This window comes from Arthrobacter sp. AK01, from assembly GCF_021109375.1.
Classification (GTDB): Bacteria; Actinomycetota; Actinomycetes; order Actinomycetales; family Micrococcaceae; genus Arthrobacter.
The window spans coordinates 72,643-96,198 of the sequence record NZ_JAJOHP010000009.1 but is presented as its reverse complement, the minus strand read 5'-3'; the positions used below and the strand labels follow the sequence as shown (position 1 = coordinate 96,198).

Genomic DNA, 23,556 nt, shown 5'->3' with positions numbered 1-23,556 from the left:
CGCGTTCTCCCCCACCCCCCCCCCCCGCCCCCCCCCCCCCCCCCCCACCCCCCCGCCCCGCGCCCGGGCCCGCCCCCCCCCCCCCCCGTCGTAAGTCTCCTGAAGTACCAGAAGCGTTACGGCACGTGCCGCTCTTCCGGGCCGTTGTATTCGCTCAAAGGACGTATCAGCGAGTTGGCGGCTACCTGCTCCATGATGTGTGCGGTCCATCCCGTGATGCGGCTGGCGACGAACAGGGGCGTGAAAGTCTGGGTGTCGAAGCCCATGAGGTGGTACGTGGGGCCGGCCGGGTAGTCGAGGTTGGGCTTGATGGCCTTTGCCTCGTCCATGGCCTGCTCCAAGCCGTTGTAGAGCCCCAGGAGCTCAGGCCGGCCGTAGTGGGCGATCATCTTGTCCAGTGCGGCCTTCATAGTGGGAACGCGGGAATCACCGTGCTTGTAGACGCGGTGTCCGAAGCCCATGACCTTCTTCTTCTGCGCCAGGGCGTCCTCCATCCAAGCACGGGCCCGTGTGGCCGCTTCCTCGAGGGACTCTTCGCTGCGGATACCGATCTCATCGAACGTGTGCATCACGGCCTCGTTGGCACCGCCATGCAGCGGACCCTTGAGGGCGCCGATTGCTGCGGTGACCGCTGAGTGCAGGTCTGACAATGTGGACGTGACCACGCGGGCGGTGAAGGTGGAGGCGTTGAAGGAGTGCTCGGCGTACAGGATCATTGAGACGTTGAACGCCTCAACCACTTCGGGAACCTGCTCTTCGCCGAACGTCATCCACAGGAAGTTCGCCGAGTAGTCCAGGTCCTGACGCGGTTCGATCGCGTCCTGGCCGCGGCGGCGGCGCTGGTCATAGGCCACGACAGCAGGCATGGCCGCCCAGAGGTCGATGGCCTTCTTCATGTTTGCCTCGGGGGAGGAATCCTCGGCCAGTTCGTGCCGGGCACCGAGCACCGATGCGGCAGTGCGGCAGACGTCCATGGGGTGCGCCGTAGTGGGCAACGTATCCACCACCGACTTGACCACGGGGTCCAGGGCGCGGCCTGCACGCTCCCGGGCAGTGAATTCTGCCAGCTGGGCTTCGTCAGGCAGTTCGCCGTTCCACAGCAGGTAGGCAACCTCTTCGAAGCTGCATTTGGCGGCCAATTCCTGGACCGGGTACCCGCGATACAGCAGCGAGTTGGTGTCCGGGTTGACCTTCGAGACGGCGGTGTAATCCACCACGACGCCGGCAAGGCCTTTTTTGATGTCAACAGCTGCCATGCTGCTCTCCTTCGTTCATAATGCAAGCGGCCCGGAAGCCCCGGACTGCCTGCTTTCCCCTGTATGAATCCCGGGTCCTAGCGAGTGCCAGGAACCTGGAAGTTGAAAACGCCGGTATCGAATTGGTTGTATGCCTCGTAGTCGACGAGTTCGTAGAGGCGCGCACGCGTGAGCATGTTTTCCACCTGCGCTTCCTGGGTCCCCGCAGCCTTAATCGATTCCAGAGTACGCTCTGCAGCGCCCATGGCAATGCGGAGCAGGGTGACCGGGTAGATGACCATGTTCACGCCGACGCCCTGAAGCTGCTCCACGGTGAAGAGGTCGCTTTTGCCGAACTCGGTCATGTTGGCCAGGATGGGCACGTCAACTGCGTCGCGGATGGCCTGGAACTCGCTCAAATCACGCATGGCTTCGGGGAAGATGGCGTCGGCGCCGGCATCCACCAGTGCTTTGGCGCGGTCCTGTGCGGCCTGGATTCCTTCGACGGCGCGGATGTCTGTGCGGGCCATGATGAGGAAGTTCGGGTCGCGGCGTGCGTCTGCTGCGGCGCGGATGCGTTTGGTGGCGGTGTCGATGTCGACGACGTTCTTGCCGTCCAGGTGCCCGCAGCGCTTGGGGTTGAACTGGTCCTCGATGTGGCAGCCGGCCAGGCCCGCGTTTTCGAGTTCCTGGATGGTGCGGGCTACGTTCATGGGTTCGCCGAAGCCTGTGTCGGCGTCCACCAAGGAGGGCAGGTCCGTCATGCGGGCGATCTGTCCGGCCCGGGTGGCTACCTCGGTCAGGGTGGTCAGGCCGATGTCCGGCAGCCCGAGGTCGTTGGCCAGGACGGCGCCGGAGATGTACACGCCGGCGAAGCCCTTTTCCTCGATCAGCCGTGCTGAGAGCGGGTTGAACGCACCCGGGAACTGCTGCACGGTCCCGGAGGCCAGCAGTTCCCGCAGCTTGAGCCGTTTCTGTTCGGGCGTGACTTTGGAGTACAGCATTTAGAACAGTCCCTTGGGTGCGTTGCTGAGGTCGATCACGCCGGGTGCTGCTGTGATGTTCAGTTGGTCCAGTTCGCCTTCGCCCAGTTCGGTGACACGTTCGACGGCGGCCAGGAACCTTTCGATTTCGGCTTCCTCCACCAACCCGGCGGCGAGGGTGCGGAACTTGTTCACGTACTGCTCGCGGGCGAACGGCCGGGCACCGAGCGGGTGGGCGTCGGCGACGGCGATCTCGTCCGTGACAACCGACCCATCCGTGAGTGTGATGACAACAGTGCCGCCGAAGGCTTTCTCTGCGATGTCCAACGAGTGGTAGCGGCGGGTCCATTCCGGGTCTTCCACGGTGGTGACTTTGTGCCAGAGTTCCACGGTGTCCGGGCGTGCGGCGCGTTCGGGGGCGTAGGAGTCCACGTGGTGCCAGGCGCCGTCCTGCAGGGCGACGGTGAAGATGTACGGGATGGAGTGGTCCAGGGTTTCACGGGATGCGGTGGGGGAGTACTTCTGGGGGTCGTTCGCGCCGGAACCGATCACGTAGTGCGTGTGGTGGCTGGTCTTGATCAGCACGGATTCCACCTTGGCCGGGTCGGTGGTTTCGGGGTGCTCGCGGTGGAGTTTGCGGGCGAGGTCGATCCACGCCTGGGCCTGGTATTCGGCAGAGTGTTCCTTGGTGTACGTGTCCAGGATGGCGCGCTTGGCTTCACCGGGCAGCGGCAGGGGAACCTCGTAGGAGGCGTCCGGGCCGTCCAGCATCCAGGCGATCACGCCGTCTTCGCCTTCGTAGATCGGCACCGGTGAGGTCTGGCCGCGCATGGAGCGGTCTACGGCTTCGACGGCCATTTTGCCTGCGAAGGCCGGGGCGTGGGCTTTCCAGGTGGAGATTTCGCCCTTGCGGGATTGCCGGGTGGCCGTGGTGGTGTGCAGGGCCTGGCCCACGGACTGGAAGATCGTCTCAACATCGAGGCCCAACAACGTGCCGATACCGGCTGCGGCGGACGGGCCGAGATGGGCCACATGGTCGATCTTGTGCTTGTGCAGGCAGATGGCCTTGACAAGGTTCACCTGGATCTCGTAGCCGGTAGCGATGGCACGGACCAGGTCCGCGCCGTTGGAACCGACGTGCTGGGCGACGGCGAGGATCGGCGGGATGTTATCGCCCGGGTGGGAGTAATCCGCGGCCAGGAACGTGTCGTGGTAATCGAGTTCGCGCACGGCAACACCGTTGGCCCAGGCAGCCCACTCCGGGGAGACCTGCTCGCTGATGCCGAAAACGTGGGCGCCCTTGCCGTTGGTACTGGGCGCGTGCGTGAGGGCCTGCGCGCGGGCGGCGACGATGGGTGCCCGGTTCAGCGAGGCGATGGCCACCGAAGCGTTGTCGATGATCCGGTTGATCACCATGTCGGTGACCTCCGGGGTGACCTCGACGGGGTCGGCGGCGACCACGGCGATCTTGTGCGCCAACTGCTCCTCGCGGGGGAGGTTCTCTTCGCTCTTGTAGACGCGGACGTGGTTGATCTTGACCATGGTGCTCCTTCTAGTGAGTCGTTCTAGCGGGCCGGATGAGCGGCCTTGACGTGGGTGAGACTGCGGTGGAGGTGAAGTGTGGTTGCGGCCTCTGCCAGCCGCGGGTTGCCGGCGGCGATGGCCTCGGCGATGGCGGCGTGCTCGGCGGCGGCCGCGTGGAGCCTGGCTGCGTCGTCGGCTGCCAGCCGGCGGACCCTGACCAAGTGGACTCGGAGGCTGCGCATGGCCTGGGCCAAATAGCTGTTTGAAATTGCAGAGTCGATGGCGTCGTCCAAGCGGCTAACCAACGCGTAGTACTCGTGCCGCGCGGGGTCCTCGTCGCTGAGCAATTCAGGCGCCAGCAGCAGTTGGGCATGCAGCTCGGCGAACACCCCCGGCTCGCCACGTTGGGCGGCCAGGGCCGCGGCCCTCACCTCAAGGGTTTCGCGCAGTTCGAACAGTTCGTCAATGCTGTCCAGCGAGATATCGGTAACGACGACGCCGCGGCCTCCTGCCGCCGTCGTGAGTCCTTCTGCGGTGAGCCGGCTCAGCGCTTCCCGGACCGGGGTGCGGGACACGCCAAGACGTTCGGACTGCTCGACTTCCGCGAGGACCGTGCCTGGCCGAAGGCGCCATTCAATGATGTCTTCACGGAGGGCGTTGTAAGCCCTATCACTGGCGCGCATGCCATCAGTGTATACACAGGGCCCTCAGATAGTCATTAAGGCGACCATAAATCGCATCTCTGTATACATACGAGTTTATGCGCGGTTCCATCCGTACTCGTTTTCCGGCCGGCCAGGGGTGCCGTACCGCGGCGCCCTGGTGACGGTGCCGGCGTCTGCCAAGTACTCCAGGTAGCGGCGGGCGGTGACGCGGGACATGCCAAGCGCGTCCATCACCTCACTTGCTGACACCGGCTGATGTCCGGCCCGCACCAGGTCTTTCACTGCTTCCAACGTGGACCCGGATAGGCCCTTGGGTAGTGGAAGCTCTGTTGGTGCCCGAAGACTGGCAAACGCTTGGTCGACATCCCTCTGCGATGCTCCGGCTTTGGAGATCCCGGACATCGAACCAGCCAACTGTTCGCGGAAGGTCCGGTAGCTGCCGAGTTTGTCCGCGAACGTAGCGTAAGTGAAGGGCTTGATGAGGTACTGCACGACGCCGATGGAGACGGCGCTGCGCACGATGTTCAGTTCCCGGACGGCAGTGATGGCAATGATGTCGGCAAACACTCCTGCAGACCTCATGCGCCGGGCGACATCCAGGCCGTGCAGGTCCGGCAAATTCATGTCCAGGAGGACCAGGTCCACCGGCGTGGCGGATGCGGCGAATTCGCCAAGGATGCGGAGGGCTGACTGGCCGTCGGGCGCCGTCCCCACCAAGGTGAAACCGTCCAAGCGGCCTATGTAGACGGAGTGGGCGTCCGAGGCTATCGGCTCGTCCTCCACCACAAGGACGCGGATGTCTGTCATGCCTTCTCTTCCTCGGGAACCGGAGCGGGCAGCACAACGTGGAACTGTGCCCCGCCGGGATTGCTGATGGTCATCGTACCTTTGAGCCGATCCACTGCTTGACGAACAAGGGCGAGGCCGACGCCGCGGCCATGTGAACCCCGCGGATTTTCAGTGGAGGACTTGGTGCTGAATCCGTACTGCAGGATGTCATCAATGGAGTCCGGGTTGATTCCGCTGCCCGAGTCCCGCACCGTGAATTCGACGACGGCGGGCCACGCTTCGACTTCCAGCTCCACCTTCCTGGGCAACCCGCCGGCGGCTGCAGCATCAATAGCGTTGTCCAGTAGGTTTCCCAGGATGGTCACCAGGTCCTGGACCTCCAGGCCCCGGACACCGGAATCCCCGGACGTCCTGACAACCAGGTCCACCCCACGTTCATGGGCTTCGGCTGCCTTGCCCATTACCAGGGCGCTCATGACGGGCTCGTCCACAGAGGCCACCATGTCATCGGTCAGCTGCTGGCTGAGTTGAAGATCCTTGGTGGCAAAGTCCAGGGCCTGCGGAGTGCGGCCCAGTTCCAGCAGGGACACGATCATGTGCAGCCGGTTGGCGTGCTCATGGGTTTGGGCCCGCAAGGCATCAGAGAGAGTCTTCATCGTTTGGAGTTCCGTGCCCAGGGACTCGATTTCCGTGCGGTCCCGGATAGTCGCCACTGTGCCGTAGACGGCAGGTTTTTGCCTGCTGCGCTCAGGCACCGGCCCCACCGCAGGAGCCTGGTTGACCACTAGGATCCGTGAACCCGTCAGATGGATTTCGTCGTGTGCTGGCCGGCCGGATTCGAACAGCGCCCGCAGGCTGCCATCGAAGGGGAGCTCGGACAGTTTCGGGGCAGCGTCAGGTGACCGGTCGGCGTCGGAGGGTTGGAGTCCCAACAGCTCCGCTGCCTGGTCGTTGTACATCACGGCTTTCCCCTGTGTGTCGATCAGGATCACGCCCTCGCGGACCGAATGGAGGACGGACTCGTAGTAGGCGAAGAGCTGCGCCAGCTGTTCGGGTCCCCATCCGCGCGTGACGGAGCGGAGGTAGCGTCCCAGCATCCAGGAAGCGAAAGACCCAAAGGTCAACACCACCAGCGCAATCCCACCAATCACCCCCAACCGCTCGGCGACATCGGTGTCCACCGTGCGGACCGTGACGCCGGCAGCTACCAGGGCCTTGATGTTTCCATCGCTATCCTTGACGGGCGCAATGGTGCGGACCGATGGGCCCAAGGTGCCCGCGGTGACTTCGGTGAATGTTTCGCCGCGCAGCGCGGGTTCAATGGTGCCGATGTACGGCTTGCCCAGCTCCTCTGTCCGGGGATGGGTCCAGCGTGTCCGGTCCGGAGCCATGATCGTGATGAAGTCGGCCTCGGCGTCGTCCATGACGTCCCGGGCGTAAGGCTGCAGGACCGCAGAGGGATCTGCCGTTCCGGCCGCCTCCAGGACAAGGGGGTTGTTCGCGATCGAGGCTGCGAGGGCAAGCATCCGTCCACCGGCATTGTCATAGGCCCTGTCCCTGGCCTCCACCACGGAGAACGCCCCGAAGACCGCAGTCAGCACAAGGACGAACAGCAGGTTCGCCACGAACAAGCGGCGGGCGATGCTCCAGCTGTGAAACACATGGACCTCCATGACCAATATGACCGCAACGGTGATGTGTGTCACCAACGGCTCAATGATGGATATCACACAAGGGCAGCGGAGTGGACATCAGTGCAGGACCGCAGCGCCTTTACACAGTATCCAAAGGAGAATCCCATGACCTCTCAACGAGGAGAGTCGGCAGTAGCTGCCAAAGCTGGACGCAAGGGGCTCGACAAGTCGCATTACTTGTACATCGCTGTCATCCTGGCCGTAGTGCTGGGTGCAGTGGTCGGCCTGGTGTTCCCGGAGGTCGGCAAGTCACTCAAGCCGCTCGGCGATGGCTTCATCAAGCTCATCAAAATGATGATCGCTCCGGTCATTTTCTGCACCATCGTCCTGGGCATCGGCTCCATCGCCAAGGCGGCCACCGTTGGCAAGGTCGGCGGCCTGGCCCTCGGCTACTTCGTGGCCATGTCAACCTTCGCCCTGGCTATCGGCCTTGTGGTCGGCAACCTGATCCACCCGGGTGAGGGGCTCAAGCTGACCCCGTACGATCCCACCAAGAAGGCCGACACGAACAGCACCGTCGACTTCCTCCTGGGAATCATCCCCGGTGACATCCCCGTGCTGCCTACCCTGCTTGCTGCCATCCTGGTCGGTTTCGCCCTGCAGAAGATGGGCAAGCAAGGCGCCCCCATCCTCGGCGCCATCGGACACGGACAACGGCTTGTCTTCCGCATCCTCATCATGATCATGTGGCTGGCTCCGGTTGGCGCTTTTGGCGCCATCGCCGCCGTCGTCGGCGCCACCGGCGCCCAGGCGATCCTCAGCATGTTCACCCTGATGCTGGCCTTCTACGTCACCTGCGCCCTGTTCATCGTGGTCATCCTGGGCACCCTGCTTCGTGCAGTTGCCGGCGTGAACATCTTCCGGCTCATGAAGTACCTGGCCCGCGAGTACCTCCTGATCTTCTCCACCTCTTCCTCCGAGGCCGCACTGCCCCGCCTCATCGCCAAGATGGAGCACCTGGGTGTCTCCAAGCCGGTGGTCGGCGTCACGGTTCCCACGGGCTACTCCTTCAACCTTGACGGCACTGCGATCTACCTGACCATGGCTTCCCTGTTCGTCGCCAACGCCATGGGCACGCCGCTGGACCTCGGTGCGCAGATCTCCCTGCTGGTCTTCATGATCATCGCCTCCAAGGGCGCGGCAGGCGTTACCGGTGCCGGACTTGCGACCCTGGCGGCCGGCCTCCAGGCACACAAGCCGGAACTCCTGGGCGGCGTGGGCATGATCGTGGGAATCGACCGCTTCATGTCCGAGGCCCGCGCGCTGACCAACTTCACAGGCAATGCCGTGGCAACCGTCCTGATCGGTACCTGGGTCAAGGAAATCGACAACGGACAGGTGGAACGCGTCCTCTCCGGGAGCGAGCCCTTCGATGAGCAGACCATGATCGCCCACGGTGTCGAAGAAGAGGCTGCCCCTGAAGCCGACAACCGCGAGAAGGCAACCGTCTAGCAAGGACGAGTTCCTGCAGGACGGATGAGTCGAAGGCCGGCCTCCCCCGGGGGGCCGGCCTTCGGCATTTAACGCCCCACCGCCGGACCAATTGCCGAACCTTCGACCTCAACTAGAGGGTCAAGGCTCAACGGTGGGACAAAGTCAAGTTCCCCAAATAACCGTGTCGGGCGCTGTAGCCTAGGTGGGTAGTAGCGCTGTAGCTGGGGGCCAGCGGCAGGGAAGATCGTCGTCGAAAGAGTGGTTAGATACGTGAGCATCGAACGGGGTTCAGCAACGCTGGAAGGCACCGAGCTCGATCTGGAAGACGCCATCATGGGGCCCACGGGCCGCCCTCACCGCGAATTTCCGGAACCGGCTCCACTTGCCTCCCACGGCCCGGCGAGAGTCATCGCCATGGTCAACCAAAAAGGTGGCGTGGGCAAGACCACGTCCACCATCAACCTCGCTGCTGCGCTCGCCGAATACGGCCGGCGCGTGCTGTTGGTGGACTTCGATCCCCAGGGCGCACTGTCCGCGGGTCTTGGTGCCAATCCGCACGAACTGGACCTCACCGTCTACAACGTCCTGATGGACCGCAAAGTAGACATCCGTGATGCCATCCAGCAGACCGGCGTCGAGGGCGTTGACCTTCTTCCTGCCAACATCGACCTCTCTGCCGCGGAAGTCCAGCTCGTTAACGAGGTGGCCCGCGAGCAAGTCCTGGATCGCGCGCTCAAGAGCGTCGAGGACGATTACGACGTCGTCCTGATTGACTGCCAGCCGTCCTTGGGACTCCTGACCGTCAATGCGCTGACGGCGGCCCATGGAGTGATCATCCCGCTGATTTGCGAGTTCTTCGCCTTGCGGGCCGTTGCGCTCCTGGTGGAGACCATTGAAAAAGTACAGGACCGGCTTAACCCGCGACTTCAGGTGGACGGTGTCCTGGCCACCATGTACGACGCCCGCACCCTGCACAGCCGCGAAGTGATCTCACGCCTCGTGGAGGCCTTCGGCGACAAGGTCTTCGAGACTGTCATCAAGCGTTCCATCAAGTTTGCGGATGCCACCGTGGCGGCCGAACCGATCACCAGTTACGCGGGCAACCACATCGGTGCCGACGCCTACCGCCGCCTTGCCAAGGAACTGATCTCGCGCGGCGGCGCGCCGTAGCGGACGGTGGGACCCTCACTCGCCCCGACCGCGGACGCGGGTTCCGCCGTCACCGCAGAAGCGCCCGACGCCGGTACCTCCGAAGGCCGTAAGGCGGGCTTCGAGGTACGGCTGGCCAACTTCACCGGCCCGTTCGATCTCTTGCTTGGCCTTATTTCCAAGCACAAGCTGGATATCACCGAGGTGGCCTTGGCCACCGTTACCGATGAATTCATCAAATACATCCGCCGTCTCCAGGAACTGGGGGAGGACTGGGCCCTGGATGAAGCCAGCGAGTTCCTGGTGATCGCGGCGACGCTGCTTGACCTGAAGGCAGCCCGGCTTCTGCCTGCGGGCGAGGTGGAGGACGCTGAGGATATCGCGCTCCTGGAGGCAAGGGACCTTCTCTTCGCCCGGCTCCTGCAGTACAAGGCCTTCAAGCAGATTGCCGGAATCATGGGCGAAACCCTGGAACAGGAAGCCCGCCGATACCCACGGCAAGTGGCACTGGAAGGTCATTTCGCCGCCCTGTTGCCCGAGCTCGTGTGGCGGCACACGCCCGGGCAGTTCGCGGAACTCGCCGCCAAAGCACTGAAACCCAAGGACGCAGCCCCGGCCGAGGTGGGATTGGACCACCTCCATGCCCCTCCGGTCAGCGTCAAGGAGCAGGCCGAGATTATGGGTTACCGCCTGAAGTTGGGTGCGCCACTGTCCTTTCAAACGCTGATAGCCGATGCCGCAACAACCTTGGTGGTGGTGGCACGTTTCCTGGCTTTGCTGGAGATGTTCCGCGACCGTGTGGTTGCCTTCGAACAGCCCGGCCCCCTGGCCGAGCTGACGGTTCGCTGGACGGGCGATGACGCCGGCTGGGACAGTTCCAGCTTGAATGAGGAATACGAAGCAGGGCCCGATGCGGGAAGCGGAGAGAACACCAGTGAGTGAGCAGGAAACGGCCCTTGACGGTCTGTCTGAACTGGAAATGCTGCCCGGCGGTGCGCGGTCGGCCTTGGAGGCGGTCCTCATGGTCATTGACGAACCGGCCGCCTCCGAGGAGTTGGCCGTGGGACTCAACGTAACGGTCGCCGTCGTCGAGGATTTGCTGCATGACCTGCAGCGGGAGTATAGCGGCTATACTGTTAAAGCCCCGGACGTGGATGCTGTCGGCTTTGTCGATGCCAGCACTGCACCCCGGGGTTTTGAATTGCGGAACGTCGCCGGCGGGTGGCGGATCTACTCACGGTCGGATTTTGCCGACATCGTGGGCAGGTTCGTTCTCGAAGGGCAGACCACCAGGCTCACTCAGGCAGCGCTTGAAACCTTGGCGGTCATCGCCTATCGGCAACCGGTCTCCAGGGCCCGGGTGTCTGCCATTCGCGGCGTCAACGTCGATTCTGTAGTCCGGACTCTGACCCAACGGGGTTTGATCGAGGATTCCGGAAACGATCCCGAATCCGGAGCTGTCCTTTACCGGACAACCTCCTACTTCCTGGAACGGATGGGCATCGGCTCGGTGGCGGAATTGCCCCAGCTTTCGCCGCACCTTCCAGGTTTGGAAGGGATCGACGAGCACTACGACGCCAGCCGGATGTAGCCACGGCTGCATCGGCACAGCACGAGAACTTAATACGGACAAAGCGGCACCATACGAACGGTGCCACAGCAACAAGGGGCAGACGATGTCTGCCCGGCTGGCTAGTGTTGATTTCAGCACTGAATGCCGGCCATTACTACACAAGGACGGGTCATGACACAGGCGGGACGCCAGAGTTCACCACGTAACGGTTCGGGACGCAACAGTTCTGGACGCAATGAGGCCAAGGGCGGCGCAGGCCGCTCCAACGCCGGCGGCTTCTCCGGCCGCGGCGGAAGCGCCGGCGCGGGAAAGCGCAACTTCACCCAGGGCGAGGGCCGCCCGTTTAAGGCTTCCAAGCCACGGGAAGCGGCCCCCTTCGATCCCGATAACCCCACATCGGCTGCCGACTTCGATCGGCGCGAGGCCGCCAGGCCCGCCAAGCCCTTCCGCAAGCCAGGCTCCAACAAGCCCGGCTTCGGCAAGGCACCGGGAACTCCGGGCGCAATAAAGCCGAAGGCGAAGCCTGCCAAGCAGTTTGGCTCCAAGGCCTTCGGCAGCGAACGCTTCGGCCAGAACCTCGGTCCCATCCGCAAGCCGGGCCGCAACCGTGGTCCGCGCCAGGAAGTCCCGCAGTCGGACCTCCACGACGTTGACGGCGTACGCCTGCAGAAGGTCATGGCCCAGGCCGGCGTGGCTTCCCGCCGCGTGTGCGAGGAAATGATCCTTGAAGGCCGTGTCGAGGTTGATGGCGTTGTCACCACGGAGCTCGGAATGCGCGTGGACCCCACGTCCGCCGTGATCCACGTTGATGGCATCCGGATCCAGCTCGACGAAACCCTCGTGTACATGGTCTTCAACAAGCCCAAGGGCGTCGTTTCCACCATGGAGGACCCCGAGGGCCGCCCCTGCATCAGCGACTTCCTCAAGAACAACAAGAACAAGGGCGAACGCCTGTTCCACGTAGGCCGCCTCGACGTCGCCACTGAGGGCCTGCTGCTGTTGACCAACGACGGCGAACTCGCCAACCGCTTGACGCACCCTTCCTATGAGGTACCCAAGACGTACCTCGTCCAGGTGCGCGGACCGTTCCCGCAGGGCGTCGGTGCGAAGCTGAAGAACGGCGTCGAGCTTGAAGACGGCGTGGCTGCAGTGGACTCCTTCCGCCTGGTTGACTCCACACCTGGCCACGTCCTGATTGAGGTTGTTCTCCACTCGGGAAAGAACCGTATTGTGCGCCGCATGTTCGACGCCGTCGGCTTCCCCGTTGAGCGGCTTGTCCGCGTCAAGGTCGGTCCCATCGGCTTGGGCGATCAGCGCCAGGGGAGCATCCGCAACCTCGGCAGGCAGGAAGTCGGTCACCTCCTGGCATCCGTAGGGCTCTAGGGCATGTCGGCATTCGGTACGCACGGCCGGGGCCATCTTGATGGTCCGGTCGTCGTTCTTGGTACTGGCTTGTTGGGGGCCAGCATTGGCCTCGGCCTGCGCGGACGTGGAGTTCCGGTCTTCCTTTCCGACCCCTCGCCCACCAACCAGGCTGTGGCGGTGGACATCGGGGCGGGACGGCCGGTGGCAGAACTGGAAGAAGAACCCCAGCTCGTCGTTGTTGCTGCACCGCCGGATGTTACTGCCGACGTTGTCCAACAGGCACTGACGGACTACCCGTCCGCCGTCGTGGTCGATATCGCCAGCGTGAAGGCCACTATCCAAGCGCAGCTGCGCGAACGCGGCGTGGACCTTTCCCGTTATGTGGGTACGCACCCAATGGCGGGCCGGGAAAAGTCCGGTCCCGTGGCTGCGCGGGGAGAGCTTTTCACCTCCATGCCGTGGGTTGTCTGCCCGTCGGATGAAACCGGAGCCAATGCCCTGCAAACGGCGCGTTCGCTCGCTGGTGACCTGGGCGGTATCGTCTCCCAGTTCACGGCCGATGAGCACGATGAAGCAGTGGCCTTGGTGTCGCATCTGCCGCAGGTCATGTCTTCCCTGCTGGCCAGCCGGCTGCAAGGTACGCCCCTGCACGCCCTGTCGCTGGCAGGCAACGGGCTCCGTGACACCACCCGCATCGCAGCCAGCGATCCCACCCTCTGGGTTCAGATCCTGGGCGGCAATGCCGAAAAGGTTGTGTCCATCCTGCACGGTGTCCGCGAGGACCTGAACCGCTTGATCGGAACACTGGAAGAACCGACGGCGCCGGGTGCCCGGCTCGATCTGGCTCAGCTGATCAGCGAGGGCAACGCAGGACAGGCACGGATTCCGGGCAAGCACGGTGGACCTCCGCAGGCGTACTCGTGGCTCACTATCCTGGTGGACGACAAGCCAGGCCAGATTGCGCACCTCCTTACGGAGATCGGCGAGATCGGCGTGAACCTTGAGGATCTTCGACTCGACCATTCGTCGGGACAAAACGTGGGCATGGTGGAGCTCTCCGTGCTTCCCAGCAAGCACGACCTCCTTGTTGAAGCTTTGACTGACCGTGGATGGCGGGTACTCCAGTAATGACGCGTGAATTCTTCGGCCCGGAAACGGTCGCCCGCCCGGGCAAGCCGTTGGTGATTGCCATCGACGGCCCTTCGGGATCGGGCAAATCCAGTGTCAGCAAGGAAGTTGCCCGGCGCTTGAAGCTGGCGTACCTCGATACCGGTGCGATGTATCGTGCCTTGACGTGGTACTGCCTAAAGACCGGCGTTGACCTCCAAGACGGCGCGGCAGTGGAGCAGGCTTCCAAGACCATGCCTTTGGAAATCAGCACCACCACCGTCACGGAGTACGTGGCCGTTGACGGCACGGACATCACGGATGAGATTCGGGATCCCCTGATCTCGTCGTCGGTGAGCGCCGTTGCCACAACCCTGGGTGCCCGCACCGAGCTCATCCGTCGCCAGCGCGAGCTGATCGATCAGCACCATCACCGCATGGTGGTGGAGGGACGCGACATCACCACAGTCGTGGCTCCCAATGCCGAGGTCCGCATGCTCCTGACCGCCAGTGAGGAAGCCCGGCTCCGGCGTCGCGGCATCCAACTGGGTGGTACTCAGAGCAGGGAACAACTCGCCGCCCAGGTCATCCAGCGCGACGCCAAGGACTCCACAGTGGTGAACTTCACCCAAGCAGCAGATGGTGTTGTGACGCTGGATTCCTCGGATCTGAACTTTGAGGAAACTGTAGAGACCGCTCTGGCGATCGTCAGCAAGGTGATCTATGGCGACTAGGAACCAGCTTCCCTCCGCGTGGACCAGGGCGTGGAGCCGACCCGTTGGTTGGTTCCTTGACCACGTCATCTACCGGACCATCGTGGCGGGCAAGGGCAACGTTCCCGCTGCCGGACCGGTTATTTTCGCCGCGAACCACATCAGTTTCCTGGACGGGCCGGTGATGTTCGGCGCGTCCCCGCGTCCCATGCACATCCTCGTCAAGAAAGAGATGTTTAAGGGAATCCTGGGGTCAGTCCTGCGGGGATCCGGACAAATTCCGGTTGACCGCGCGGGTGACCGCACGGCCCTGCATATCGGAAAGCAACTGCTCGACGACGGCCGCTGCGTCGGGATTCTTCCGGAAGGGACCCGGGGGAGCGGTGCAGCCGAAAGCATCAGCAACGGGGTTGCGTGGCTCGCCATCAACTCAGGAGCAACTGTCATTCCGGTCGCCATCCTCGGAACCCGCCAGGGCGACGAGCACCGCGACCATATCCCCAAACCACGCCGGAAGCTCCATGTCAGCTTCGGCGAACCCATCACGGTGAAGCGCCGGAAGGGTGAACCGGGGCGTGTTTCAATGGACAGGGCAGCTGCGGAAATCCGTGAAGCCCTGGCCGGACACGTCCAGGACGCCATCCGGGCAACAGGCCAGGGCCTTCCCCAGGATCCTGCGCCCGGAGAACCAACTCCGCAGCACCGCCACACAGCAGTAGCCGGGACGCCGGCAGACCACCACTAAGGAAAGTGCAATGAGCGATACGACTCAAAAATCCGGCCTCCACGGAGCCGGCGACGACGAATACACGCCCACCGGCACCGACCAGGTGGCTGAAAACCTGGCTGCCCTGGACGATGACGAGGCCGAGCTCCGCGCGGCTACCCTCCGGGCCGGCCTGGACGACTACGAACTCGACGAAGAAGACGCCGCGCTGCTCAGCGGTGAGTACGGCGATGAGGGCGACGAAGGTCCCCTCAAGCTGGATCCCGTCCTGGCCATCATTGGACGCCCGAACGTGGGCAAGTCCACGCTGGTCAACCGCATCCTGGGCCGCCGCGAAGCCGTTGTTGAAGACACCCCGGGCGTTACTCGCGACCGCGTCATGTACTCGGCCCGCTGGAATGGCCGCAACTTCACCTTGGTCGATACCGGTGGATGGGAGCACGATGCCAAGGGCATCCATGCCCGCGTAGCCGAGCAGGCTGAGATGGCCGTTGAGCTTGCCGACGCCGTTCTCTTCGTCGTGGACTCCGCCGTCGGCGCGACCGCCACGGACGAGGGCGTCATGAAGATGCTCCGCAAGAGCAAGAAGCCGGTCATCATGGTGGCCAACAAGGTGGATGACTTCGCGCAGGAAGCCGACTCGGCAACATTGTGGGGCCTCGGCTTCGGTGAGCCGTACCCGGTGTCGGCGCTGCACGGCCGTGGCGTGGCCGACCTCCTTGACCACGTCATGGACACCCTGCCCGAGTACTCCTTGGTGGAAGGCGTGGAACGCTCAGGTGGCCCCCGCAGGATCGCCCTGATCGGCCGCCCGAATGTGGGCAAGTCTTCCTTGCTGAACAAGCTCGCAGGCTCTGAACGAGTTGTGGTTGATCCGCTGGCCGGCACCACGCGTGACCCGGTTGATGAGTTCATCGAACTCGGTGACCGCACATGGCGCTTCGTGGATACCGCGGGTATCCGCCGGCGCCAGCACATGGCCCAGGGCGCCGACTTCTACGCGTCCCTGCGTACGCAGGCTGCGCTCGAAAAGGCGGAGGTCGCCGTCGTGCTTCTTGCCGTTGACGAAGTCCTCAGCGAGCAGGACGTCCGTATCCTCCAGCTGGCTATCGAATCCGGCCGTGCACTGGTTCTCGCCTTCAACAAGTGGGACCTGCTGGACGACGAACGCCGCCGGTACCTCGAACGCGAAATCGAACAGGACCTTGCCCACGTTGAATGGGCTCCGCGCGTTAACATCTCAGCCAAGACCGGCTGGCACAAGGACCGCCTGGTCCCGGCGCTGGACATCGCCCTGGAGAGCTGGGACCGCCGTATCCCCACGGGACGCTTGAACGCGTTCCTGGGCGAACTGGTTGCAGCGCACCCGCACCCGGTCCGCGGCGGCAAGCAGCCCCGCATCCTCTTCGGCACCCAGGCCTCCAGCCGCCCGCCGAAGTTCGTTCTCTTCACCACTGGGTTCCTGGATCCCGGATACCGACGTTTCATCACGCGTCGCCTGCGCGAAACGTTCGGCTTCGAGGGTACGCCCATCGAGGTCAACATGCGCGTACGCGAGAAGCGTGGCAAGAAGCGCTAAGTGAGACGGGCATCACAGCCAACATTGGCTGTGATGGCGTCTCCGACCTCCAACTTCGTGTAAGCTTTTGGAGGTGGTTCGGCCGGACTGCTTAGGTGGGACTCTTCGGAGGAAAACTTAGGCGGAGAACGGTGGAACCAGCGGGCTGTAGCGCAGCTTGGTAGCGCACTTGACTGGGGGTCAAGGGGTCGCAGGTTCAAATCCTGTCAGCCCGACCAAAAAGGCCGGAATCACGCGGAAACGCGGGATTCCGGCCTTTGGCCGTTAAGCTGGCACGATCTCCCGGCCCCGCTTGTCGGTCCTCGCGTTCAACGCCGGGGAGAACGAGCAAGGCCGGAAGCCGGCTACACCCTTTCCAGCGCCCCGAGGGCCCTCACCAGTGGCTCAAGCTCGGGAACTGACTCGGCTGCCTCCAAGGCGGAAGCCAACGTTTCATCATGCACCGGTTTTGCCGCCTCATGGAGCTTCTGGCCGGACAGCGTCAGCTCTGTGTAGATGCCGCGGCGATCATCGGCGCACAGGATGCGGGTGAGCAGCCCCCGGTCCTCAAGCCGGTTAACCAGCCGGGTGGTGGCGCTGCTGGAGAGGGCCGTGGCCCGGGCGAGCTGCTGCATCCGCATATGCCAGCCGTCCTGGCGGCTCAGTGCATCCAGGACCGTGTACTCCACCACGGACAGCTCGCTCGAAGCCTGGAGGGACTTCTCCAGTTCCGCCTCGATGCTTCCGTGCAGGGCGGCAAGGGTCCGCCAGCCCTGCGCCCGTACTTCTACGGCGTCATCCTTGATGCCCATGTCTGCTGTGCTCCTGCCTGGTTTTCGTGTCGATCGCGACGCATCCCAAAGTAGTTGCTTGCGCAAGTACCTAGCGTGTGCAACTATATATAAAGCGTCTGCAACTATTATTCTACGGTTCCCGGCGGCGCACTTCCACTTCCCGAGGGAACCAAGCATCTAAGGAGCTCCACATGCCCGCAGGGTTGATTGCCCTTGCCCTCGGCGGATTCGGTATTGGCCTGACCGAGTTCGTGATCATGGGCCTTTTGCCCGAGGTTGCCGCCGATTTCCAGGTCAGCGAGGCTTCGGCCGGCTGGTTCATCTCCGGTTACGCCCTCAGTGTCACAGTTGGCGCCCTCCTGGTGACGGCTGCAGTCACCAGGCTGCCTCGCAAGCCCGTACTCATTGGCTTGCTGGTTCTCTTCATCGCCGGCAACTTCCTGTCCGCGATCGCGGACAGCTACACAGCTATGCTGATCGGCCGGATTGTCGCAGCCCTGTGCCACGGAGCATTCTTCGGTATTGGTTCGGTGGTGGCTGCCAGCCTTGTGCCGGCACACAAGAAGGCTGCTGCAATTGCCATCATGTTTACGGGCCTTACTGCCGCCAATGTCCTCGGTGTTCCGTTCGGAACCCTGCTGGGCCAGAACTTCGGATGGCGCTCAACGTTCTGGGCCATTACGGTCATCGGCGTCGTTGCACTTCTTGGCATCGCACTGATGGTCCCCAAGGCCAGCACAGAACCTACCAACGGTCTCCGCAGCGAACTGGGGGCGTTCAAGTCCGGCCAGGTGTGGCTCTCCATCATCGTGACCATCCTCGGCTTCGGCGGTATGTTTGGCGCCTTTACCTACATCGCGTTCACGCTGACGGAGGTCTCCGGGTTCCAGTCCAGCGCCGTGCCGTGGCTGCTGGTGCTCTTTGGCGGCGGCCTGTTCGTGGGTAACTTCCTGGGCGGCAAGGCGGCCGACAAAGCACTCGACAAGTCACTCGTCGTCATCCTCGCCGGGCTCGTCGTGGTGTTGGTCTTCTTCGCCCTCACGGCGTCCAACAGCATTGCCACGCTGATCTCGCTGGCACTGATGGGCGGGTTCGGCTTCGCTACGGTCCCAGGTCTGCAGATGCGGGTCATGCACTTCGCTTCCGCTGCCCCAACGTTGGCGTCAGGGGCCAACATCGGTGCTTTCAACCTGGGCAACGCGCTGGGAGCCTGGCTTGGCGGCGTGACCATCACCGCCGGCCTCGGCTACACGTCTCCCATCTGGGCAGGCGCGGGCATTACGGTCGCTGCGTTGCTGGTCATGGTCTTTGCCGCTGCAGCAGCCAAGCGCGGGGGAGCAGTGGCACCCGCCGGAACGCCCGACGTCGAACGCGAACCGCGTGAGGCGCCTGTCGCCTGACGCTGGACATCGGTTAAGAAAGGAAGCCCGCCGCGGATCGTTCCGTGGCGGGCTTTCCGCGTCCTACGTGTTGGGCGCTGCACCGTGTGTATTGGGTGAGGCGTCGCGCGATTCCTGGTCTGCGGTTTTGGCGGCCCTCAAACGTTCATTTTCTGCCTGCTTCAGCACCTTCATTTGTTTGCCCCGCCGCCGCCAAAGGGCCCACAGGATGGTGACGGCAATGAAGATGAGCAGTGCGGCAATGGCCGAAACTGCCGTCCACGTTGTGAAGAAACCCGCATCCACGCTCAGGGTACGCTGACCGGCGTGGGCCGACTCCGTGCTGCCGAAGACGATGCCGGCGGTGAGCAGGTTGGGGGTGGCAATGGCGACGGCCACCAGCACAATAGCGATTTTCCAGGGCCAGGTAATCGACTTGCGGGTGGCCTGCCATGCGACAAGGAGCGGAATGAAGGTAAAGACGAAGCCGTAGAACATGCCCACCAGGACGCTGGCGCCAAGATCACGCCTGATCTGCCCGGCGATGACGTCGGACCACCAGCGGGGCAGGATGGCTCCGAGGATAAAATAGGCGGCCACAGCGACAAGCAATGCCACCAGGATCAGGATTATTTTTACGCCCCAATTACGCTTTTTCTGAGCCGGTACTTGTGCTTGTTCAGTCATGGGTCAATCATGGCAGAGACCCCATCAGGTGCAGGGGAAATGTGCCTATACTTTCAGCGGTGGCCACCAGCACAGGCCGCCGTCGAGGTTCGTCATTGTCCCGATGAAAGGCCACCCGTGAGCAATATTCCAGAAGAACTTTCCTACACCGCGGAACACGAATGGGTTACCGCTCCTGATGCCGACGGCGTTGTGCGGATTGGCATTACCGACTTTGCGCAGGACGCGTTGGGCGACGTCGTGTACGCCCAGATGCCTGAACCGGGGACCAAGGTCACCGGCAACGAGGTAGTTGGCGAAGTCGAATCCACTAAGAGCGTCAGTGATATCTACGCGCCGGTGAGCGGCGAAGTCATCAATCGCAATGATGCCCTTGACACAGATCCTGCCCTGATTAACTCGGACCCTTACGGCGAAGGCTGGCTCATCGAGGTAAAGCTCGCAGAAGCAGATGCAGTGGATTCCCTGCTCAGTGCATCGGAGTACGAACAACAGGTAGGCTAAAGTTATCTGGCCCGCCAGGCTGATTTTCCCTAGCGGAAAAGCGCGACGGCGGGCCAGCAACCGATTTGCCCGGCGGTACCGGGATGCGGAAGTGCCTGGCAGGTTTTGGAACTGCCGGCGGATGAGGAGGAAATTCCATGGTTGGCGGCGAACAGAATCAAGCCAATGTCGGGAACGGCGCGGAGGAACAGCCGACGTCGGAGACCACCTCGATCAGCATCACGCCAACGTGGGACGAGCCAAGCGTTGCACCCAAGTTGGCCCCGGAAGAGCGTGCATCAGTGGAAGCACTTCCGCCGAACTCGGCTTTGCTCATCGCGCATAGCGGTCCCAATGCCGGAGCCCGGTTCTTGTTGGACGCGGACACCACCACGGCGGGGCGGCACCCGGATGCGGATATCTTCCTCGACGACGTCACGGTGTCGCGTAAGCACGTCCAGTTCCTCCGCTCGGCATCGGGCTTCGAGCTCGTGGACATGGGGAGCCTCAACGGAACGTATGTCAACCACGACCGCGTTGACCGGGTGCAGCTGAAAAGCGGCAACGAGGTTCAGATCGGCAAGTTCCGGTTGACCTACTACCTGAGCCCTGTCCGCGCAGCAGGCCAAGTCTGACGGGGTATCTGCCTGTGGCTATTGCCCAGTCGGACCGCCGCGGACCGCAGGTCCTGAACATCGGGGAAGTCCTGGCGCAGCTGAGCGACGACTTTCCGGGGATGACTGCGTCCAAGATTCGTTTCCTGGAGGAAAAGGGGCTCATCAACCCGAAGAGGACCCCTGCCGGCTATAGGCAATATGCCGATAGTGACGTTGAGCGCCTTCGTTTTGTGCTCGCACTGCAGCGCGACCAGTATCTGCCGCTGAAGGTCATCAAGGATTACCTTGACGCCATTGACCGCGGAGAACGGCCGGAGAACCTTCCGCCTGGCGTTACTGTGGCGCCCAAAGCCGTGTCGGATGGGATGGCTGCGGAGTTGCAGGGAAGGGCCCGCGCGCTGACCGAGGAGCAGTTGCGCGTCGAGTCAGGTGCCAGTGTTCCGTTGCTGGAGTCCCTCTTGAGCTTTGGGCTGATCAGCCATAGTGGCGGACGGTTCGACGAACATGCACTTCAGGTGGCCCGGGCATGCGTGCAGTTGGAAAGCCACGGCCTTGAGCCCCGGCACCTTCGTCCCTTCCAGGCTGCGGCGGATCGGGAGTTCGGCTTGGTCGAAAGGGCGGTTGCCCCCCTGACATCCCGGCGCGACGCAGCCTCACAGGCTCGCGCCGCAGAGGCTGCCCGGGAAATCAGCGACCTCTGCCTCACCCTCCACAGGGCGCTCGTCCACGATCGCATCTCCCGGATGGATAGCTGATGATCGAAGTCGAAATCGTTGGCGTCAGGATTGAATTGCCGTCAAACCAGCCTTTGGTGCTCCTCCGTGAACTCAACGGCGAGCGGCACGTTCCTATTTGGATCGGGACGCCGGAGGCCAGTGCCATCGCCCTGGCCCAACAGGGTGTGGTGCCGCCCCGGCCCATGACCCACGATCTCTTGGTGGACGTCGTGGAATCCCTGGGGCACTCCATCATCAGCGTCAACATCGTCGCCGTTGAGGACAATATCTTCTATGGACAATTGCAGTTCGACGACGGCACGGTCGTCAGTTCGCGCGCTTCAGATGCGTTGGCTCTGGCGCTTCGGGCCAAGTGCCGCATCTGGTGCGCCGATGCCGTGATGGAAGAAGCCGGCGTCCGCATCACGGAACACGATGAAGGAGAGGACTCCGAACCTGATCCGACAGTGGACGAAGAACGCGAAATGCGGCGCTTCCGTGAGTTCCTGGACGACGTGGAACCCGAGGACTTTGAGGGCTGAGCCAGCCTAAGCCTAAAGTTGAGGGTGAAAGTTTCGACACGACTGGAAATTGGGGCCAAGGTCTTTGACCTCGGCCCTCGACGGGCCTAACGTCGAAGGTATCAAGTTCCCGTTGCATACACTGCCTGCGCAAGTCACACTGGAAGGTGCGGACTTGCGGGAATTACACTGCTGCATTTCAGTGTTGTGCCAGCGTATGCACCGTCCCCAAGGGAACTGAGAACAAGGAGGTCACGTGAGTCCGAAAGGCGAAGCAGGCGAGCTGAAGAAGTCCTCTGCCGGCATTGCTGCGCCCGCATCCGGCGCCCAAGGTTTGCTCTTCACAGAGGACCTTCCCGTGCTGGACGAGGACGCGGGCTACCGCGGTCCCACAGCATGCAAGGCCGCAGGTATTACGTACCGCCAACTCGACTACTGGGCACGTACTGGACTTGTTGAGCCCGCCGTTCGTGGCGCAGCCGGATCCGGCTCGCAGCGCCTCTACGGCTTCCGCGACATCCTGGTTCTCAAGGTTGTCAAGCGCCTCCTGGATACGGGTGTCTCCCTGCAACAGATCCGCACCGCGGTGGAACACCTCCGCGAGCGGGGTGTTGAGGACCTTGCGCAGATAACGCTGATGAGCGACGGCGCCAGTGTCTATGAATGTACCTCTGCCGACGAAGTCATTGACCTTGTTCAAGGCGGCCAGGGTGTCTTCGGCATTGCGGTTGGACGCGTATGGCGGGAAGTTGAGGGAAGCCTCGCCGCCCTTCCGAGCGAGCACGCCGCGGAGCAGTCCTTTCCCGACGACGAACTGAGCAAGCGGCGTGTGGCCCGCCGCATCGGCTAAATGCCAATCCAATAGACCGTGAGCTTTTACAAAGAAAGCCTCTTCCCTGAGGGAGGAGGCTTTCTTGCGTGCGGCCGGGATTCCAGGGCTTGTCGACCCCCGGGCTTGCCTAGCGTTGGCGGCGGTCCCGCAAAGACGGCTGCCCCGCCAGGAGGCTTTGCAGGAGCGCATCAAAGAGCTTGGCGGAGTTCTTGGCCGAATCCCCGGGCCAATGGTGGACCGAATGGGCGGCACCCTGGATCTGCTGCCAGTTGGCTTGTTCCGGAATATGGGGAGTCAGCAGTAAGTCGCCGAACATGGACTCCATCTCGGCAAGGCGGAACGTGTGCTCGGCCGACCCTGTCCGTACACGGTTGGCAACGATGCCGGCCGGAGCCAGGTTGGGAGCGAATTCCTGCCGGAAGAGCTGGATGGCCCGCATGGTGCGTTCAGTACCGGCGACGGAGAACAGCCCGGGCTCGGCCACGAGGACGACGCGGTCGCTGGCACTCCACGCCATCCGCGTCAAACCGTTGAGGGAGGGCGGGCAGTCCACGAGGACCAGTTCATAGTTAGTGGTGCCTGCCAGCACGGCTGAGAGCCTGCGAAGGTCGCGGCGGCCCAGGTCCGGGCGGTCGTAGATTCCAGTGAAGGCCGAGCCCACTGCGACATCCAAAGTCCCGTCGCTGGAACCATTGGAGACCCAGCTGCTGCCGGCAACATTGTCCTGGAGCCGGGCCTTGCGGGGGCTTTTGAGCATTCGCCCGATGTCGAGCTGTCCGCCGGGCTGAACGCCAAGCGCCGTGGTGGCGTCGGCGTGGGGATCGAGATCCACCACCAAGGTAGGAATGCCGGCTGCGAGGGCCGCGGACGCCAGACCAGTGGTCACGGACGTCTTTCCCACTCCACCTTTGAGGCTGCTGATGCTGACTACTTGCACTTGAAAACCCAAAACCTAACGCCGGTTGCCGTATCGCGCTGATTCGGCTCCGGAAGCGCCGGAGCCGGGGCTTG

Annotated in this window: 24 protein-coding genes and 1 tRNA gene; 16 read left to right on the top strand and 9 right to left on the bottom strand. The window is 63.2% G+C overall.

Annotation, left to right across the window (positions count from 1 at the left end):
* Positions 1-116 precede the first annotated feature (116 nt).
* The 6 genes from LN996_RS05075 to LN996_RS05050 all read right to left on the bottom strand — a co-directional run bounded on the left by LN996_RS05075 (position 117) and on the right by LN996_RS05050 (position 6,857).
* Entirely contained in the window at positions 117-1,256 is a 1,140-nt protein-coding gene (locus tag LN996_RS05075) for a bifunctional 2-methylcitrate synthase/citrate synthase (RefSeq protein WP_231339119.1), read from the bottom strand.
* Positions 1,257-1,333: 77 nt separating this feature from the next.
* Entirely contained in the window at positions 1,334-2,239 is a 906-nt protein-coding gene (prpB, locus tag LN996_RS05070) for a methylisocitrate lyase (RefSeq protein WP_231339117.1), read from the bottom strand.
* Entirely contained in the window at positions 2,240-3,760 is a 1,521-nt protein-coding gene (locus LN996_RS05065; protein ID WP_231339115.1) for an MmgE/PrpD family protein, read from the bottom strand. It abuts the gene before it with no gap.
* A gap of 23 nt (positions 3,761-3,783) precedes the next feature.
* Positions 3,784-4,425 carry a GntR family transcriptional regulator gene (locus LN996_RS05060; RefSeq protein WP_231339113.1) on the bottom strand — a complete coding sequence of 214 codons (642 nt, stop codon included), beginning with the start codon at positions 4,423-4,425 and terminating at the stop codon, positions 3,784-3,786.
* Between the two features lie 75 nt (positions 4,426-4,500).
* Complete coding sequence (locus LN996_RS05055; RefSeq protein ID WP_231339111.1) at positions 4,501-5,214, bottom strand: response regulator; 714 nt, start codon at positions 5,212-5,214, stop codon at positions 4,501-4,503.
* On the bottom strand, positions 5,211-6,857 hold the full coding sequence (locus LN996_RS05050) for a sensor histidine kinase (RefSeq protein WP_231339127.1): 1,647 nt from the start codon (positions 6,855-6,857) through the stop codon (positions 5,211-5,213). Before LN996_RS05050 ends, LN996_RS05055 begins: the two co-directional genes overlap by 4 nt.
* A gap of 138 nt (positions 6,858-6,995) precedes the next feature.
* Here LN996_RS05050 and LN996_RS05045 point away from each other — a divergent pair, with 138 nt between their 5' ends.
* From LN996_RS05045 to LN996_RS05000, 10 genes are all read left to right on the top strand, one after another.
* Positions 6,996-8,342 (top strand): cation:dicarboxylate symporter family transporter, encoded by a 1,347-nt coding sequence (locus LN996_RS05045; RefSeq protein ID WP_231339109.1) that lies wholly within the window; start codon positions 6,996-6,998, stop codon positions 8,340-8,342.
* Between the two features lie 252 nt (positions 8,343-8,594).
* Entirely contained in the window at positions 8,595-9,494 is a 900-nt protein-coding gene (locus LN996_RS05040) for a ParA family protein (protein ID WP_231339107.1), read from the top strand.
* Positions 9,495-9,500: 6 nt separating this feature from the next.
* Positions 9,501-10,415, top strand: coding sequence for a ScpA family protein (locus LN996_RS05035; RefSeq protein WP_231339106.1), 915 nt, complete (start codon positions 9,501-9,503; stop codon positions 10,413-10,415).
* A gap of 37 nt (positions 10,416-10,452) precedes the next feature.
* Positions 10,453-11,064, top strand: coding sequence for an SMC-Scp complex subunit ScpB (locus LN996_RS05030; RefSeq protein ID WP_374110840.1), 612 nt, complete (start codon positions 10,453-10,455; stop codon positions 11,062-11,064).
* A 153-nt stretch (positions 11,065-11,217) separates the two neighbouring features.
* On the top strand, positions 11,218-12,429 hold the full coding sequence (locus tag LN996_RS05025; protein WP_231339102.1) for a pseudouridine synthase: 1,212 nt from the start codon (positions 11,218-11,220) through the stop codon (positions 12,427-12,429).
* A gap of 3 nt (positions 12,430-12,432) precedes the next feature.
* Positions 12,433-13,539, top strand: coding sequence for a prephenate dehydrogenase (locus tag LN996_RS05020; RefSeq protein ID WP_231339100.1), 1,107 nt, complete (start codon positions 12,433-12,435; stop codon positions 13,537-13,539).
* A complete protein-coding gene (gene cmk, locus LN996_RS05015) occupies positions 13,539-14,252 on the top strand; it encodes a (d)CMP kinase (RefSeq protein WP_231339098.1) in 714 nt (237 codons plus the stop codon). Before LN996_RS05020 ends, cmk begins: the two co-directional genes overlap by 1 nt.
* Positions 14,242-14,976: a 1-acyl-sn-glycerol-3-phosphate acyltransferase gene (locus tag LN996_RS05010; protein ID WP_231339096.1), complete on the top strand. Its 735-nt coding sequence runs from the start codon at positions 14,242-14,244 to the stop codon at positions 14,974-14,976. Before cmk ends, LN996_RS05010 begins: the two co-directional genes overlap by 11 nt.
* A gap of 10 nt (positions 14,977-14,986) precedes the next feature.
* Positions 14,987-16,537 carry a ribosome biogenesis GTPase Der gene (gene der / locus LN996_RS05005; protein ID WP_026542475.1) on the top strand — a complete coding sequence of 517 codons (1,551 nt, stop codon included), beginning with the start codon at positions 14,987-14,989 and terminating at the stop codon, positions 16,535-16,537.
* Between the two features lie 141 nt (positions 16,538-16,678).
* Positions 16,679-16,755 (top strand) — tRNA-Pro (locus LN996_RS05000).
* Between the two features lie 126 nt (positions 16,756-16,881).
* On the opposite strand, the gene LN996_RS04995 is transcribed toward LN996_RS05000, so the two are convergent.
* Positions 16,882-17,328, bottom strand: a complete 447-nt coding sequence (locus LN996_RS04995) for a MarR family winged helix-turn-helix transcriptional regulator (RefSeq protein ID WP_231339094.1) — start codon at positions 17,326-17,328, stop codon at positions 16,882-16,884.
* Positions 17,329-17,501: 173 nt separating this feature from the next.
* On the opposite strand from LN996_RS04995, the gene LN996_RS04990 reads away from it, so the two are divergent.
* Positions 17,502-18,710, top strand: a complete 1,209-nt coding sequence (locus tag LN996_RS04990; protein WP_231339093.1) for an MFS transporter — start codon at positions 17,502-17,504, stop codon at positions 18,708-18,710.
* 63 nt (positions 18,711-18,773) lie between these two features.
* On the opposite strand, the gene LN996_RS04985 is transcribed toward LN996_RS04990, so the two are convergent.
* Positions 18,774-19,376, bottom strand: coding sequence for a hypothetical protein (locus LN996_RS04985; protein ID WP_231339092.1), 603 nt, complete (start codon positions 19,374-19,376; stop codon positions 18,774-18,776).
* Between the two features lie 117 nt (positions 19,377-19,493).
* On the opposite strand from LN996_RS04985, the gene gcvH reads away from it, so the two are divergent.
* The 5 genes from gcvH to LN996_RS04960 all read left to right on the top strand — a co-directional run bounded on the left by gcvH (position 19,494) and on the right by LN996_RS04960 (position 22,563).
* The gene (gene gcvH, locus LN996_RS04980) at positions 19,494-19,880 is read left to right on the top strand and encodes a glycine cleavage system protein GcvH (protein WP_172322041.1); all 387 of its coding nucleotides are present in this window, start codon (positions 19,494-19,496) and stop codon (positions 19,878-19,880) included.
* Between the two features lie 137 nt (positions 19,881-20,017).
* Entirely contained in the window at positions 20,018-20,494 is a 477-nt protein-coding gene (locus LN996_RS04975; RefSeq protein ID WP_144652821.1) for an FHA domain-containing protein, read from the top strand.
* Positions 20,495-20,514: 20 nt separating this feature from the next.
* Positions 20,515-21,231, top strand: coding sequence for a MerR family transcriptional regulator (locus LN996_RS04970; RefSeq protein WP_231339125.1), 717 nt, complete (start codon positions 20,515-20,517; stop codon positions 21,229-21,231).
* Positions 21,231-21,734 (top strand): bifunctional nuclease family protein, encoded by a 504-nt coding sequence (locus tag LN996_RS04965; RefSeq protein WP_231339091.1) that lies wholly within the window; start codon positions 21,231-21,233, stop codon positions 21,732-21,734. The genes LN996_RS04970 and LN996_RS04965 overlap by 1 nt, the downstream gene beginning before the upstream one ends.
* Before the next feature lie 235 nt (positions 21,735-21,969).
* On the top strand, positions 21,970-22,563 hold the full coding sequence (locus LN996_RS04960) for a MerR family transcriptional regulator (protein WP_308102698.1): 594 nt from the start codon (positions 21,970-21,972) through the stop codon (positions 22,561-22,563).
* 109 nt (positions 22,564-22,672) lie between these two features.
* On the opposite strand, the gene LN996_RS04955 is transcribed toward LN996_RS04960, so the two are convergent.
* Positions 22,673-23,482, bottom strand: coding sequence for a ParA family protein (locus LN996_RS04955; protein ID WP_231339087.1), 810 nt, complete (start codon positions 23,480-23,482; stop codon positions 22,673-22,675).
* Positions 23,483-23,556: the final 74 nt, after the last annotated feature.